General features: G+C 66.5%; 10 protein-coding genes and 1 tRNA gene. 7 read left to right on the plus strand and 4 right to left on the minus strand.

The annotated features are described in order from the left end of the window. Position 1 precedes the first annotated feature (1 nt). Positions 2-1,078: a ubiquinol oxidase subunit II gene (gene cyoA, locus HH110_RS12935; RefSeq protein WP_176990043.1), complete on the minus strand. Its 1,077-nt coding sequence runs from the start codon at positions 1,076-1,078 to the stop codon at positions 2-4. Between the two features lie 324 nt (positions 1,079-1,402). After that, complete coding sequence (locus HH110_RS12940; protein ID WP_176990044.1) at positions 1,403-2,407, minus strand: 2-hydroxyacid dehydrogenase; 1,005 nt, start codon at positions 2,405-2,407, stop codon at positions 1,403-1,405. Between the two features lie 70 nt (positions 2,408-2,477). Here HH110_RS12940 and HH110_RS12945 point away from each other — a divergent pair, with 70 nt between their 5' ends. The 6 genes from HH110_RS12945 (at position 2,478) to HH110_RS12970 (ending at position 9,916) form a co-directional block, all read left to right on the plus strand. Beyond that, positions 2,478-2,810 carry a hypothetical protein gene (locus HH110_RS12945; protein WP_176990138.1) on the plus strand — a complete coding sequence of 111 codons (333 nt, stop codon included), beginning with the start codon at positions 2,478-2,480 and terminating at the stop codon, positions 2,808-2,810. A 35-nt stretch (positions 2,811-2,845) separates the two neighbouring features. Next, positions 2,846-3,652, plus strand: coding sequence for an alpha/beta fold hydrolase (locus tag HH110_RS12950; RefSeq protein ID WP_176990045.1), 807 nt, complete (start codon positions 2,846-2,848; stop codon positions 3,650-3,652). After that, positions 3,649-4,983, plus strand: coding sequence for a diguanylate cyclase (locus HH110_RS12955; RefSeq protein WP_176990046.1), 1,335 nt, complete (start codon positions 3,649-3,651; stop codon positions 4,981-4,983). Before HH110_RS12950 ends, HH110_RS12955 begins: the two co-directional genes overlap by 4 nt. Before the next feature lie 77 nt (positions 4,984-5,060). Further along, positions 5,061-5,693: a TetR/AcrR family transcriptional regulator C-terminal domain-containing protein gene (locus tag HH110_RS12960; protein ID WP_176990047.1), complete on the plus strand. Its 633-nt coding sequence runs from the start codon at positions 5,061-5,063 to the stop codon at positions 5,691-5,693. 48 nt (positions 5,694-5,741) lie between these two features. After that, positions 5,742-6,842 carry an efflux RND transporter periplasmic adaptor subunit gene (locus HH110_RS12965; RefSeq protein ID WP_176990048.1) on the plus strand — a complete coding sequence of 367 codons (1,101 nt, stop codon included), beginning with the start codon at positions 5,742-5,744 and terminating at the stop codon, positions 6,840-6,842. Continuing rightward, positions 6,839-9,916 (plus strand): efflux RND transporter permease subunit, encoded by a 3,078-nt coding sequence (locus tag HH110_RS12970; RefSeq protein WP_176990049.1) that lies wholly within the window; start codon positions 6,839-6,841, stop codon positions 9,914-9,916. The genes HH110_RS12965 and HH110_RS12970 overlap by 4 nt, the downstream gene beginning before the upstream one ends. A 63-nt stretch (positions 9,917-9,979) precedes the next feature. On the opposite strand, the gene HH110_RS12975 is transcribed toward HH110_RS12970, so the two are convergent. After that, a tRNA-Thr gene (locus HH110_RS12975) sits at positions 9,980-10,055 on the minus strand. Between the two features lie 162 nt (positions 10,056-10,217). Here HH110_RS12975 and treA point away from each other — a divergent pair. After that, positions 10,218-11,846 carry an alpha,alpha-trehalase TreA gene (treA, locus tag HH110_RS12980; protein WP_176990050.1) on the plus strand — a complete coding sequence of 543 codons (1,629 nt, stop codon included), beginning with the start codon at positions 10,218-10,220 and terminating at the stop codon, positions 11,844-11,846. A 57-nt stretch (positions 11,847-11,903) separates the two neighbouring features. On the opposite strand, the gene HH110_RS12985 is transcribed toward treA, so the two are convergent. Beyond that, positions 11,904-15,020 carry a TonB-dependent receptor gene (locus HH110_RS12985; protein ID WP_176990051.1) on the minus strand — a complete coding sequence of 1,039 codons (3,117 nt, stop codon included), beginning with the start codon at positions 15,018-15,020 and terminating at the stop codon, positions 11,904-11,906. Positions 15,021-15,215: the final 195 nt, after the last annotated feature.

Consider the following 15,215-nt stretch of genomic DNA (forward strand, 5'->3'; position numbering starts at 1 on the left):
GTCATTCTCCCGAGCCGTCGTGACCGGCGTGGCCGGCTGCGGCGTGCTCGTCTGCAGTGTGTGCGGCGTCCGCGGCAGCGGGCTGGTCGGCATGGACCGGCAGCTTCGCAGCGTCGTCGTGGGCTCCGCTCATGGCCTGCATGTCGTGGCCTTCATGGCTTTCGCCCTCGGCGCCGTCATGCTTCATGGCCTTGTGGTCGTGCTTCATGCCGTAGTGCTGGTTGTCGCCCATGTGCTTGGCGATGACCCAGTCGAACAGGCCGGCCTCGGTGGTGCCGTAATAGGTCACCGGGTGCCAGTCGTGGTTCTTCTCGGCGACCAGCGCAGCGAAGGCGGTCTTGTCCAGGGTCGCGCTTTCGGCACGCACCTTGGTCAGCCACTGCTGGTACTCCGCCTCGGTCACCGAGTGCGCGGAGAAATGCATCTTGCTGAAGCCCGCGCCGCTGTAGTGCGAGGACATGCCCGGGAACTCACCGGTCTCGTTGGCGATCAGGTGGAGTTTGGTCTCCATGGCCGTCATCGAGTAGATCATGCTGCCCAGGTGCGGGATGAAGAATGCATTCATCACCGAATCGGACGTGATCTTGAAGTTCAGCGGGGTATCGACCGGGAAGGTGATCTCGTTGACGGTGGCGATGTTCTCTTCCGGGTAGATGAAGAGCCACTTCCAGTCCAGCGAGATGGCTTCGATCACCACCGGCTTCTTGTCCGAGTCCAGCGGACGGTACGGATCCAGCGCGTGCGAGGAACGCCAGGTCAGCACGGCCAGCACCAGCACGATCATGCACGGGATCGACCAGACCACCACTTCGATGGCCGTGGAATGCGACCACTTCGGCTCGTAACGGGCCTTGGTGTTGGTCGCACGGTACTTCCACGCGAAGGTGAGGGTCATGATGATGACCGGCACGACAACCAGCAGCATGAGCACGGTGGCCGTGATCAGCAGGGTCTTCTCGTCGTGGCCGATCTGGCCCTTGGGGTTGAGGATGGCCGAGTTGCAGCCCGTCAGGAACACGGACAACGCAAACAGCAGGCCCGGACGCAGGAAGCGTCCAAGGGGTTTCAACGGAATCATCGGTCGATCCAATTGCGTAGGGAATGCCAGTTCAAGCCCGCCTCCGTCCCAGCCAAAGCCGGTGGTGCCGGTCCAAGGGGACAGGCACGAAGGACGATCATGTCAGCCTTCTAATTTTAGGCCGTCACGCATCATTTAAGAAAGGCATTGACAATGATCCAGCGCAGGAAAGGCCTGTTTTAGGCTGCGACACGTTGTCGCAGTACCGGGCAATGACCCGATTCGGCAACATTCCGGCCCTTGTATAGACATGAACGGGTCAGGTCCGGGGCTCCGCGTCGCCACGGTACACGCCCCGGTGGTCGGCGTCATCGGCGGCGGCGCTCAGGGGGCCAGCACCCGGTTCGCGCAGTCCGCCCCACTGACGAAGTCGGCCAGGTTGCCCAGCGTGATCTCCGAGATCTCCTGCAGCGCCTCCACCGTGAAGAAGCCCTGGTGCCCGGTCACCAGCACATTGGGGAAGGTCATCAGGCGCTGGAACGCATCATCGTCGATGATCTCGCCGGACCAGTCCTGGAAGAACAGCCCGCTCTCCTGCTCGTAGACGTCGATGGCCAGGTGCCCCAGGCGGCGGGACTTCAGCGCGCGGATCACCGCATGGGTATCCACCAGCCCACCCCGCGAGGTATTGACCAGCATCGCCCCGGGTTTCATCCGGGCAAGCGAAGCATCATCGATCAGGTGCTGTGTCTGTGGCGTCAGCGGACAGTGCAGCGAGACCACGTCCGCGCGGGCGAGCAGTTCCTCCAGCGCGACCGACGCGCCGATGGCGGCGAACGCGGGCGACGGATACGGATCGTGACCCAGTACGGTGCAGCCCATGCCCTTGAAGATGCGGGCGGTGGCCAGCCCGATCTTGCCGGTCCCCACGATGCCCACGGTTTTGCCGTGCAGGGTGCGGCCCAGCAGGCCATCGAGCATGAAGTTGCCCTCGCGCACCCGGTTGAAGGCGCGGTGGGTGTGCCGGTTGAGCGTCATCACCAGCGCCAGCGCATGTTCGGCTACGGCCTCGGGCGAATAGGCGGGCACGCGCGCTACGAACAGGCCCAGCTGGCCGGCGGCGGCCAGGTCGACGTTATTGAAGCCTGCACAACGCAGCAGCACCGCGCGCACGCCCAGTGCATGCAGCGCCTGCAGCACCGGCGCATCCAGCCGATCATTCACGAATACGCAGACCGCTTCGCAGTCCTGCGCCAGTGCCGCGGTATGTACCTCCAGCGCGGCGTCGAAATACAGAAACTCGAAGGACTGCCCTGCCCCGCGGCGTTGATTGGCTTCCTCGAGAAAGCGCTGGTCATACGGGCGGGCGCTGAATACTGCGATCTTCATGAGGCGGATTCCCGGGAGTTCGAGCATGACGATACCGCAGTACACTCCGGCCAACTGCCTGGAGACCGCCGTGTCCCTGACTGCCCGCCTGCTCCGCTGGACCGCCACGCCGATGGGCCGGCGCGCCCTGTTCGTGCTTACTGCCGCGATCGTGACCCTGATGGCCTGCAACCCACTGCTGGTGCCACTGCTGCCCGTGGTGGATGCGCTGGGGCTGGATGTCCTGCTCCTGCTGATCGGTGCGCAGGCGATGGCGCTGTTGCCGTGGGTGCGGCTGCATGCCAGCCGTATCGCCCGCGTCGCCGCCCGTTTACTGCTTGGTGCGCTCGCAGGTTTCATCGGCGGCTATCTGCGGCAACTGGTCTTCGGCAATGGCGCGCGTTGGACCCGCACGCGCGCGTGACCTAGTATTCGGCACTTGCCGGACGCCATGGGTGGATGTGCGTGGAGAGTTTTGAGCGGTTCAACGGGCGCCGGAGTGGCGAAGGCAAGACAGTCGCGATCCTGTCACACGGTTTTGGTACCGATCAGACGGCATGGAACGCACTGCGCCCTTGGTTTGAAGCACGCTTTGATGTGATCTCCTTCGATCTTGCCGGCTGCGGTCCGCAAGGTGCGCAGACATACGATTTCGAACGACACGGCTCGCTGTTCGGGTATGCCGACGATCTGATCGAGATCCTCGACGAACTGGACGTGCGTGAGTGCACCTACATCGGCCACTCCATGAGTGGCATGATCGGCGCGGCCGCTGCCGTGGCGCGGCCGGACCTGTTCGAGCGCCTGGTCATCATCGGTGCATCGCCGCGCTATCTCGACGATGACGGGTACACCGGCGGCTTCAGGCCGCAGGACCTGGACCAGTTGTTCGACAGCATGCGCGCCAACTACCAGGCCTGGATCGCCGGCTTCGCCCCGATGGTCGTCGGCGTGGAAGACAGCGCGGTCGTCGCCGATTTCTCCAATACCCTGTTCCAGATGCGCCCGGATATCGCACTCAATACCTCGCGCACGATTTTCACCTCCGATCTGCGCAGCCTGGCCGCGCGGGTCTCAAGGCCGGTCCACCTCATCCAGACCGCACACGACGTGGCGGTACCGGTCGCGGTCGGCCACTGGCTCGCCAACGCGATCGATGGCGCCACTCTGGATGTGATCGATGCCTCGGGTCATCTTCCGCACATGACCGCGCCCGATGACGTCATGCGCATCCTCGAACAGCGACTGGCAGGCACCGCGTTGTGACGACGTCCGACAGTGACGCCCTGGCCGCGCTGTGTCAGTTCGCCCGCCTCGCCTCCCACGCCGACCTGGTGATGGCAGTGGAAGTGGACGCCAACGGCAGGGCGACGTGGGCGGTCGCGGCCCCGGCGCTGCCCTCGTCGAGCTTCAACCTGTCGCGCAGCGGTCTTCTCGAACACACCTGGAGCGGTGAAGCCGTCGACGCAACGGGGTTCCGGCTGCCGACGGCGATCATCCATGCACTGGAAGGCCTCCCCACCCACCTGCTCTACGTGCCGGCCTCGTCGCACGGAGCGCCGCTGAGTGGCCTGCTGCTGCTGTGGCGAAGCGCGCCTGCCCCTGCAGCGCTGACGGCGCAGGTGCCGCTGCTGGCGACGAGCGTGGCCCGCCTGCTGTCCGCACGGCGGGAGGCCGCACGCGGCGCGATCGTCCGCAATCAATTCCTCGATCTGTTTGAAAGCGTGCCGGCGGGCATCGTCCTGATCGATGGCGATGGCGTGGGCGCTGCCGTCAACGAGCACGCTGCGGAGCTGCTGGGGTGCGCGGCAGGCAATCACCGCGCGGCGGACCTCGCCGGCCCGATGCGCGCCCTGCGCCAACGCTGCGACAACCATGCCGAGCTGGAGCTGGCCTACAGCGCCCAGATGAACAACGATCAGTTCGCCGCGAAGCAGAACTGGACGCTGGGAGAACGGACCTTCGAAGTGGATACCCATCCGGTACGCGGCAACGGCGCCCATGGGCGCATCTGGCTGTTCACCGACGTCACCGCCGATCTGCTGATGGCCGCCGAACTGCGCCGCCTCGCCTCCTCCGATCCCTTGACCGGCGTGCCCAATCGCCGTCATTTCGAGGAATCCTCTGCGCAGATCATCGCCGCCCGTGAAGCGAATGGCCGTGCGGTCGCGGTGCTGATGGTGGACGTGGATCACTTCAAGAAGATCAACGACACCTACGGCCATCCGGTCGGCGATGAAGTCCTCAAAGTGGTCGCCAGGCGTTGCCGGGATGCGCTGCGGGAACGCGATCTGTTCGCCCGCTTCGGGGGCGAGGAATTCATCGCCCTGCTGGCCGCCTCCACCCTGGATGAGATTCCCGCAGCCGCCGAGCGACTGCGCAGCGCGGTCGCCGCCGAACCCATCCTGGTGGGCGGCGAACGTATCGCCGTCTCCGTCAGCGTCGGCGGCGCGATCGGCGAGGCGCTTCCGGGCGGCGACCAGAAACTGCTGGAGGCGCTGATCTCCCGCGCGGACGAGGCGCTGTATGACGCCAAGACCAGCGGGCGGAACCGGGTCCGGATGGCGGCCCTCCAGCCCGACCTGATCGCCCCCTGAGGCGAGCGGGCGGCACTTGTCCGGGCCAGCCTAACACTGTTAGATTCGCCGCCTAACATCGTTAGGCAGGGCCAGCAGTGCGTCAACCCATCGCGCGGGAAAACATCGTCGAGGCGGCCTTCCGGATCCTCGACGAGGCCGGCCTGGAGGGCATCACGCTGCGCAAAGTGGCCTGCTCGCTGGGCATCCGCGCGCCGTCGCTGTACTGGCACTTCAAGAGCAAGCAGGCGCTGATCGATGCCATGGCCGACGCCATGATCTGCGACGTCGCCCGTGACATTCCCGTCGGCCAGCCATGGCGGCAGACCCTGCTGCAGATCGGGCGCGAGTTCCGCCTGGCATTCAAGGCACGCCGCGATGGTGCACGGGTCTATGCCGGCACCTTCCTGGCCACCGAAAACGTGCTGCGGGTGGGTGAGGCGAGCATCGCCGCGCTGATCGGCGCGGGCGCCTCGGCACGCTTCGCCGCGACCACCTCGATGGACCTGGTGTATTACACGATGGGCTTCGTCATCGAGGAGCAGTCCTGGCCCGGCGACGGCAGCATGGAGGCGCTGGGCGAGGCGTTCATGGCCCTGGCCGAAGCGCGCTTCCCCCATTGCTGGCAGGCCCGTGATGTGTGGAGCGAGGTCGATTTCGACGCCCGCTTCGAGCAGGGGCTCGGCCTGATGCTGGATGGCATCGCCCTGCGCCTGTCCCGCGAATCCTGATTCCCCCACTCCTTTTTCTCCCGCTGTTCCGACCCGGAAAGCCCCTCAATGCGTGCACCCTCCTTCCGCAGTATTTCCCTGATCCTGGTCGCCGCGCTGCTGTCCGCGTGTGGCGGCAAGGACGACAAGGCCTCGGCCGACGCCACGGCCGCCAGTTCGGCGCTGCCGGTCTCGCTGGCGCCTGCACAGCAGCAGACCATGGCGCGCACGGTGCTGGTCTCCGGGCCGGTGACCGCCTACGAGGAAATGCAGCTGGGCGTGGAGATCAGCGGCCAGCGGGTGACCGCGCTGCTGGTGGACGTGGGCCAATGGGTCAAGCAGGGCCAGGTGCTGCTGCAGGTGGACCATCGCACCCTGGACAGCGAGCTGGCGCAGGCCGACGCCTCGCTGCGGCAGGCGCAGGCCTCGCAGGAACTGGCGCGGATGAACTACGAGCGCAGCGCCAAGCTGGCCGCCCAGCAGCTGATCAGCGAAAGCAGCCTGGATGAACTGCGCGCCTCGCGCATCAATGCCGAAGCGCAGACCTCCACCGCACGTGCCGCGCGCGACGCCGCCAAGCTGCGCCGCGATTTCGCCGATCTGCGCGCACCGGCCGACGGCCTGATCTCCAAGCGCCTGGTGCAGCCGGGCCAGGTGGTCTCCGCCGGAACCGAGCTGCTGCGCCTGATCCGCGATGGTCGCCTGGAGTGGCGCGCGGAGTTGCCGGAGAACCAGCTGGCCGATGTGGCGGTAGGCAACACCGTGGAGCTGCCGTATGCCGGCCAGGTGGTCAGCGGCCGCATCCGCGCGGTCACCCCGGGTGTCGATGGGCAGACCCGCACCGGCACGATCTACGCCGATCTGCCCACGCCCGGCCCGCTCAAGCAGGGCATCTACGTGGATGGCCGCATCGTCACCGGCGACGGCCCGGTGCTGACCATCCCGACCGCGGCGATCGTGCAGCGCGATGGCCACAACTACGTGTTCACCGTGAACGACAAGCAGCAGGCCACCCGCCACCGGGTCAGCACCGGCCAGGCCGTGCAGGGCCGCACCGCGATCCTTGAAGGTCTGAAGGCCGGTGACCAGGTCGTGGTGGATGGTTCCGGCTTCCTCGGTGAGGGCGACCGCGTGCGCGTAGTGGCCGCGACCAAGGCCGCCGCACGATGAACATTTCTGCCTGGGCGATCAAACGCCCGTTGCCTGCGCTGCTGATCTTCTTCGTGCTGTGCGTGGCCGGTCTGTGGGGCTTCCATCAGCTGCCGGTGGCGCGCTTCCCGGACATCGCCTTCCCGATGACCACGGTGACCGTCACCCAGCCCGGCGCCTCGCCGAGCCAGCTGGAAGCCGAAGTGACCCGCAAGGTCGAGGACTCGGTGGCGACGGTCAACAACGTCAAGCGCGTGATGTCCTCGGTCAGCGAAGGCGTCAGCACCACCACCATCGAATTCCAGCTGGAGGCCGACCTGGCCACCGCACTGGATGACACCCGTGATGCCGTTACGCGCATCCGCACCGACCTGCCGCAGGACATCCAGGAGCCGGTGATCTCCAAGGTCGATATCGGCGGCTCGCTGATGACCTATGCGCTGGTCGCCCCGCACATGACCACCGATGAGGCCAGCTGGTTCGTCGACCGCGACATCTCGCGTGCGATGTACGGCGTGCCCGGTGTCGCGCGCGTCACCCGCGTGGGCGGCGTGCAGCGCCAGGTGCGGGTGGATCTGGATCCCAACGCGCTGATCGCGATGGGCATCACCGCCGGCGATGTATCGCAGCAGCTGGCCCGCATCCAGGTGGAGCGCGCCGGCGGCAAGACCGAGGTCGAGGGCGCGCAGCAGACCATCCGCACGCTGGGCACCGTCGGTGACGCACAGGCGCTGCGCGACTACTCCATTGCCCTGCCGGACGGGCGCGCGGTGCGGCTGTCCACGCTGGCCACGGTCACCGACGGCGCCGCCGACCCGACCGAAGCGGCCCTGCTGGACGGCAAGGGCGTGGTGGCCTTCTCGATGTCGCGCACCCGCGGCTCCAGCGAGGTCAAGGTCGAAGCCGGCGTGCATGACGCGCTGGACAAGATCAAGGCCGAGCATCCGGGCATCGACTTCCGCCTGGTCACCACGGCGATCGATGAGACGCACCGCTCCTACGATTCCTCGATGACCATGCTCTGGGAAGGCGCGCTGCTGGCGTTGCTGGTGGTGTGGCTGTTCCTGCGCGACTGGCGGGCGACGTGGGTGTCCGCGCTGGCGCTGCCGCTGTCGATCATCCCGACGTTCGCGGTGATGTACTTCTTCGGCTTCACCCTCAACATCATCACGCTGCTTGCGCTGTCCGTGGTGGTGGGCATCCTGGTGGACGATGCGATCGTGGAGATCGAGAACATCGTGCGCCACCTGCGCATGGGCAAGCCACCGCTGGAAGCCGCGCGCGAGGCGGCCGGCGAGATCGGCAATGCGGTGATCGCCACCTCGCTCACCTTGGCCGCCGTATTCGTGCCGGTGGCCTTCATGCCCGGCATCGCCGGCAAGTTCTTCCGCGAGTTCGGCTGGACTGCCGCGACCGCCGTGCTGTTCTCGCTGCTGGTGGCGCGCCTGCTCACGCCGATGATGGCCGCCTACCTGCTCAAGCCGCATGGCGAGGAGAAGCCGGAATCGAAGCTGATGACCTGGTACCTGGGCTGGGTGGACGCCGCGCTGCGCCATCGCGGCCGCACGCTCTGGCTGGCCACCGGGTTGTTCGTCGCGTCGCTGGCGCTGGTGCCGTTCATCCCGGCCACCTTCATCCCGCAGTCCGATCTGGGCCGCAGCAACCTCAACCTCGAACTGCCGCCGGGCACACGCCTGCAGGAAACCGTGGCCGTCGCGGAGCACGCGCGTGCGCTGCTCAAGGACATGCCCGAACTCAAGCAGGTCTACACCGCGGTCGGCGCCGTGCTCGACCTGGGCGATCCCAGCGCAACCGGCGTCGGTGAGCCGCGCAAGGCCACCCTCGTGCTCGACTGGGGCACCACCGACACGCGTGAGCGCGACCAGCGCGTGCTCGAGCGCGAGGCGCGCCAGCGCCTGGCCGACCTGCCCGGCGTGCGCGTCAGCTACGTCAGCTCCGAGCCGGGCAACCTGCTGCAACTGGTGCTCTCCGGTGACGACCCGCAGCGCCTGCAGGATGCCTCCACCGCGCTGGAGCGCGACCTGCGTGGCATCCAGGGCCTGGGCAGCGTGACCTCCACTGCCTCGCTGCTGCGCCCGGAACTGCAGATCATGCCGAACCCCGCCCGCGCCGCGGACCTGGGCGTGGCGACCGCCGATATCGCCGAGGCCGCCCGCATCGCCACGGCGGGCGATTACGAACAGCGCCTGGCCAAGCTCAACCTGCCCGATCGGCAGGTACCGATCCGGGTCGGCTTTGCCGAAGCCACGCTGGCCAATCCGGGCCTGATCAGCCAGCTGCGCGTGCCCGGCCGCAATGGCCCGGTACCGTTGGCGGCCGTCGCCGACATCCAGCAGGGCAGCGGGCCGTCGCAGATTTCGCGCTACCAGCGCCAGCGCAACGTGACCCTCACCGCCGAACTCAACGGTCGCCCGCTGGGCGATGTGATGACCGAGGTACAGGCCCTGCCGAGCGTCAAGCAGCTGCCGCCGGGCGTGACCTTCCTCAACACCGGCGATGCAGAAGTGTTCGTCGAACTGTTCATCGGCTTCATGCTGGCGATGGCGGCGGGGTTGATCTGCATCTACATGGTGCTGTTGCTGCTCTTCAACCACGCCCTGATGCCGATCACCATCCTTGCCGCGGTGCCGCTGTGCGCCGGCGGTGCGTTCGGCGCGTTGCTGATCACCCAGAACATGCTCTCGCTGCCGGCGCTGATCGGCCTGCTGATGCTGATCGGCATCGCCACCAAGAACTCCATCCTGCTGGTGGATTACGCGGTGATGGCCGAAGACGAACACGGCATGAGCCAGCACGATGCGCTGATCGATGCCTGCCGCAAGCGTGCGCAGCCGATCATCATGACCACCCTGGCGATGGGCGCGGGCATGATGCCGATCGCGCTTGGCTTTGCGGGTGACTCCAGCTTCCGTGCACCGATGGCGATCGCCGTGATCGGTGGCCTGATCACCTCGACGCTGCTCAGCCTGATCGTGATTCCGGCCGCTTTCACCGTGGTGGATGACGCGGGGGATTGGCTGTCGCGGAAGTTCCGGCGGCGGTCTTCGCATCCGGCTGTCGGCGGTGCGGAGTGAGCTGACCCGCCACGCCGCCCCAAACAAAAAGCCCCGGCCAAGGCCGGGGCTTTCTGCTGTATCTGGTGCCGGAAATAGGAATCGAACCTACGACCTACGCATTACGAATGCGCCGCTCTACCAACTGAGCTATTCCGGCGAGGTCGTGAATTCTAGGGGGTCTGGGCCACTTTGGTCAATCAGGGAAGCGGGCGCATCGGCAAACAGGCCGCGCCCCAATGACCACGTGCGACCCGCCCAGAAGTACCGGCCCTTGACGCACCGGCCTCTACAGTGAATCCCCCACCTCCGGAGGCATCCCATGCGCCCCTGTCCCCGCTTGGCCGGCCTGCTGCTGTCGTCCCTGCTGCTGAGTGCCACTGCGCTGGCACGCGACACGACACCGACGCCGCAGACCCCGGACCAGCAGTGGCAGCCCCTGTTCCAGCAGGTCCAGGGCGCGCACCTGTTCAAGGATCAGAAGACCTTCGCGGATGCAGTGCCCCGCCAGGCGCCGGCGACGGTCCTGACCGAGTGGCAGCGCGCCAGGACGCAGCCCGGGTTCGACCTCGCCGGTTTCGTCTCCCAGCACTTCACCGTGCCCGGCGACGCCCCGCCGTATGCACCGCCTGCCGGGGAAACGCTGCGTGCCCATATCGAGGGTCTGTGGCCGGTGTTGACCCGCACCACCGGTACCGTGGATCCGAACGGCTCGCTGCTGCCGCTGCCCAAGCCCTACGTGGTGCCCGGCGGCCGCTTCCGCGAGGTGTACTACTGGGACAGCTACTTCACCCTGCTCGGGCTGGCCTCCAGTGGCCGTTGGCAGCAGGTGCGCGACATGATCGACAACTTCGCGTTCCAGCTCGACAGCTACGGCCACGCTCCCAACGGCAACCGCAGCTACTACCTGAGCCGCTCGCAGCCGCCCTTCTTCAGTCTGATGGTGGATCTGCTCGCCACGCATGAGGGCGATGCGGCCTACCGCCGCTATCTCCCACAGCTGCGCATCGAGCATGCGTTCTGGATGCGCGGTACGGAAACGCTGGCACCGGGCGAGGCGCGCGAGCGGGTGGTCCGGCTCGCGGATGGCCAGCTGCTCAACCGCTACTGGGACGACCGCGCCGTGCCGCGCACCGAGTCCTGGATGGACGATCTGGCCACCGCCGCGCAGGCGCCACAGCGCGCGCCCTCGCAGGTGTATCGCGACCTGCGCGCCGGCGCGGAGTCGGGCTGGGATTTCAGCTCGCGCTGGTTGGCCGAGCCGTCCGCGTTGGCGAGCATCCGCACCACCGCGATCGTACCGGTCGATCTGAACAGCCTGCTGTTCCATCTGGAAACCACGCTGGCCCGCGCCAGCAAGGCGGCCGGTGACCGCACGGCCGCACGCGCCTTCACCCGTCAGGCGAAGGCACGCCGGCACGCCATCAATGCGCTTCTCTGGGATGACGGCCAAGGCTGGTACGTCGACCGCGATCTGGAGCGAGGGCAGACCCGCCCTGCCCTGACCGCGGCGGCGCTGTTCCCGTTGTGGCTGGACGTGGCGGATCGCGCGCAGGCGCGCCGTACCGCCCAGGCAGTGGAGACACAGTTGCTGCGCGACGGCGGTTTGCTGACCACCACCGTGGCAACCGGCCAGCAATGGGATGCCCCCAACGGCTGGGCGCCGCTGCAGTGGGTCGCGGTGGACGGGCTGCAGCGGCATGGGCAAGACACCCTCGCCCGCCGGATCGGCGTGCGCTTCCTGCACACCGTGCAGGTCGTCTATGAGCGCGAGGGCAAGCTGGTGGAGAAGTATGTGGTCGACGGCTCGGCCACGGGCGGCGGTGGCGGCGAATACCCGCTGCAGGATGGGTTCGGCTGGAGCAACGGCGTCACGTTGGCGCTGCTGGATCGGCTGTGTGCGCCAGAACGCGCATGCGACAGCGCGCAGGATGTGGAAGCAGCGGACTGACGCCCCAAAAGAAGAGAGCCCGGCAAGCCGGGCTCTCTCTTTCATGCAGGTGACCGATTACTGGAACTTGTAGCGCAGCGAGGCCATGTAGCGGCGGCCCAGCGCATCCAGCACGTACGGGAACGGACCGATGTCGTCGGTGAGGTTGATCACCGACAGGTTCAGGCGGGCGTTGTCGGTCAGGCGGTAGCTGACGTTGGCGTCCCAGGTGGTCCAGCTGTCACGCACGAGGTACTGGCGGCTTTCCGGCGTGGCGACCAGGCTGAACTTCGCGCTGCTGGTGTAGTTGGACGAGAAGCCGGCGCTCCACTTGCCGATGTTGTGCTGGGCGGTCCAGCGGAACACGCGCTCGGGTTCGTTGAACGTACCGACCTGCTCGACGAAGGGAACATCGGCGCTCGGGGCCTGGCCACGGTTCTTCGGCATGTAGCCGTAGAAGCCCAGGTCCAGCGAGCCGAAGCGGCCCATGTTCCAGCGGTAGTCGACTTCAGCCGTCCAGCCGCGGAACATCAGCACCGGGCCGTTGCCGTACTGAGTCTTGATGTCGGTGGCGACACCGGTGCCCGGGGTACGGGTAACCAGGCTGCAGAAGCGGTTGGCGTTGGGCACATCGGCCGCGTTGAATTCCGGATTGTCGAAGCAGCCGGTGATGATGTCGTTCGCGGTCAATGCGGTGATCACATCGGTGATCTCGATGTCATACCAGTCCGCCGCCACGCGCAGGCCACCGGCCCACTCCGGTGCGAACACGATGCCTGCGGTCCACGACTTGGCCTTCTCGTTCTTCAGGCCGGTGTAGCCGTTGGTCGAGCCCAGCGTGTTGGTCGGTGCCGCCTGGAAGGTGGCCGGATCCGCGCCCGGGTATGCCGCGAAGAATGCGTTGCAGTTGGCCTTGCGCACGGCCGGATTGCTGCCGCCGTTGATGTTGGCCACCGAGCAGACTTCCGGGATGTTGTAGAACGCCGGCTGCAGCGTGGTGTACAGCTCTGCGATGGACGGTGCGCGCAGCGACTGGGTCTTGTTGCCGCGCAGCTGGATACCCTCGAACGGCTCGTACTGCAGGCCGTAGGTGAAGGCATTGAAGCCACCGGCCACCGAGTTGTCCACGCGACGGAACTTCGCCGTCACGTCCAGGCGATGCAGGCCCGGCAGGCCCCAGTCCGGGTTGAACAATGGTGCCAGGAACTCGGCGAACACTTCGTTGGTGTGGTAATCGCCCTTGGCGGCCTGGATCGGCACCGAACGGCCCTGGCCCAGGCGCTGGTACTCGCTGGGAGTGAACGAACCTTCCTCGCGGCGGTGTTCGAAGCCGGCTGCAACGCCGAACTCGCCACCGGGCAGATCGAACAGGCCACCGGACACGGAGGCGTTGAACACGGTCTGGCGGGTTTCGGCCTTGGCCACGGTCGGCGTGGAGACGTAAGCAAGCGCTTCAGGCGATGCCTGGTTCTCGCCGAACAGGTTCAGCGGACGGCAGTTCGGATCGGCGATGGTGCCGGGCGCCGCCGAATTACAGACGATGTTGCCGTTGGCGTCGGTGGTGACGTTCAGCGCGTTGATGAAGTTCTGCTGGATCAGACCGGTACCGAGATAGTCGAAGTCACCGCGACCGTGCGTGATGCTCGTTTCCCAGTTGAAGGCACGGCTGCCGATGTCGAAGAAGCCATCCAGGCCGGCGACCACGCGGGTGAGGCGGGTTTCCGTGCTGGCGTTGTTCATGCTCAGGTCGCGCGAGGAGCGTGACAGCTGGAAGGACGTGATGCCGTTCGCGGCGAGGATCCGGCGCGATTCAGCGCTTAGGAACGGATTGCTGGCACTGAACAGCAGGGTGCCGCTCTGTGCGCCCGTACCGTCCGGATTGGCGACGCCGAAGGAGGCCGCGTTGTAGACGTTCTGGTCGAGCGTTTCGCGTGCGGTCGCCTCGTAACGGGACAGCTCGAAGAAGCCGCGCACGTTGTCGGTGAAATCGAAGCTGCCCGTCGAGTACACGGAGCGACGCTCGAGGTCGGCGATCAGCGGGAGCGTCTCGTTGAGGTCCAGGCCGTCGCCACCGGAGGCATTGCCACTGGGATAGGAGATGCCCTGGTCGAACTCCACCAGGTTACCCGCGCTGTTGAAGTGCCACAGCTTGTTGTCTGCGCCGAAACCGGTCAGCTCACCCGCCGCATTGCGCTGGTACGAGCGCCGGACACCCACGTCGGACGGCAGGATCAGGCCACCGAACGTCATGTTCGAAATGCGGCGATTGCGGATGAACACCTGGTCCGGGATGCCATCGGCCGGACCCGTATTGAACGGGATGCTGCCATCGATGCGGCCATCGGACCCCGGGGTACGACCCGGCTGGAAGCGCGCGATGTTCGCAGCGGTCGGGTTGGTCTGCAGGCTGTAGCCATTGCGATAGAAATCGCGCGACAGCGAATCCACGCCATCGCTGTTGTCCAGCTCCGCGGCGATGGTGAAGTGGCCGCGGCCATCGGCGAAGCTGCTGCCGAAGATCGCCGACCACGAGTAGCGGTCATTGTCGCTCTTGGTCGTGCTGCCGTAGCCGATCTCGACTTCGGCGCCCTCGAAGCGATCACGCAGGATGATGTTGTTCACGCCGGAAATGGCGTCCGAGCCGTAGGTCGGTGCACCGCCCACGCTCAGGCTTTCCACGCGCTCGACCATCACGGTCGGAATGGAGTTCATGTCGACCTGGATACCCGAGCCACCGCCCGCGCCGAACACGGTCGGGGGAGCCGAGGTCACGAAGCGGCGACCGTTGACCAGGGTCAACAGGCGGTTGCTGCCCAGACCGAACTTGCTGGCGAAGTTGACGCCGGCGCCGAAGCCGGCCTGGTCGCCGCGCGAGCTGACACCGGCGGTGACGCCGGGCACCTTGGTCAGGGCGTCGATCAGGTTGGTATAGCCATAGGCTTCAATGCTCTGCCGGGATACCACGGCCGCCGGTTCCAGCGTGTCGAACCCGGCGCGGTAGATGCGCGAGCCGGTCACGGTGATCCGATCCAGCTGGGTGAGCGCCTTTTCCGGATCCGCCTGCGCGGGATCAGGGGTGGAGGCATCCGACGATCCGGCGTCCTGCGCCATGGCCGGTGCGGCGGTCGCCAGGAACAGTGCCGAGGTCAGGGCAATGCTCAACGGGGTACGACTGAGAAACGTAGTGTTCGCCATGGTTACCTTCCGTGATTCGTCCACAGAGCCCTGGGTCGGCTTCACAAGGCTTTGTCTGAATGGTTCTTTAACGCGCCGATAACGAATCAATACACAATTCAGTAACAAATGACAACACGATGAACAAACGTGTCTCACTCAGGACCTGCTAGGCCCGGAAGGTCGCTGGGACGCCATACGTTTGGCGCACAGCGA

The organism is Stenotrophomonas sp. SAM-B, from assembly GCF_013387485.1.
Taxonomy (GTDB): Bacteria; Pseudomonadota; Gammaproteobacteria; order Xanthomonadales; family Xanthomonadaceae; genus Stenotrophomonas; species Stenotrophomonas maltophilia_AA.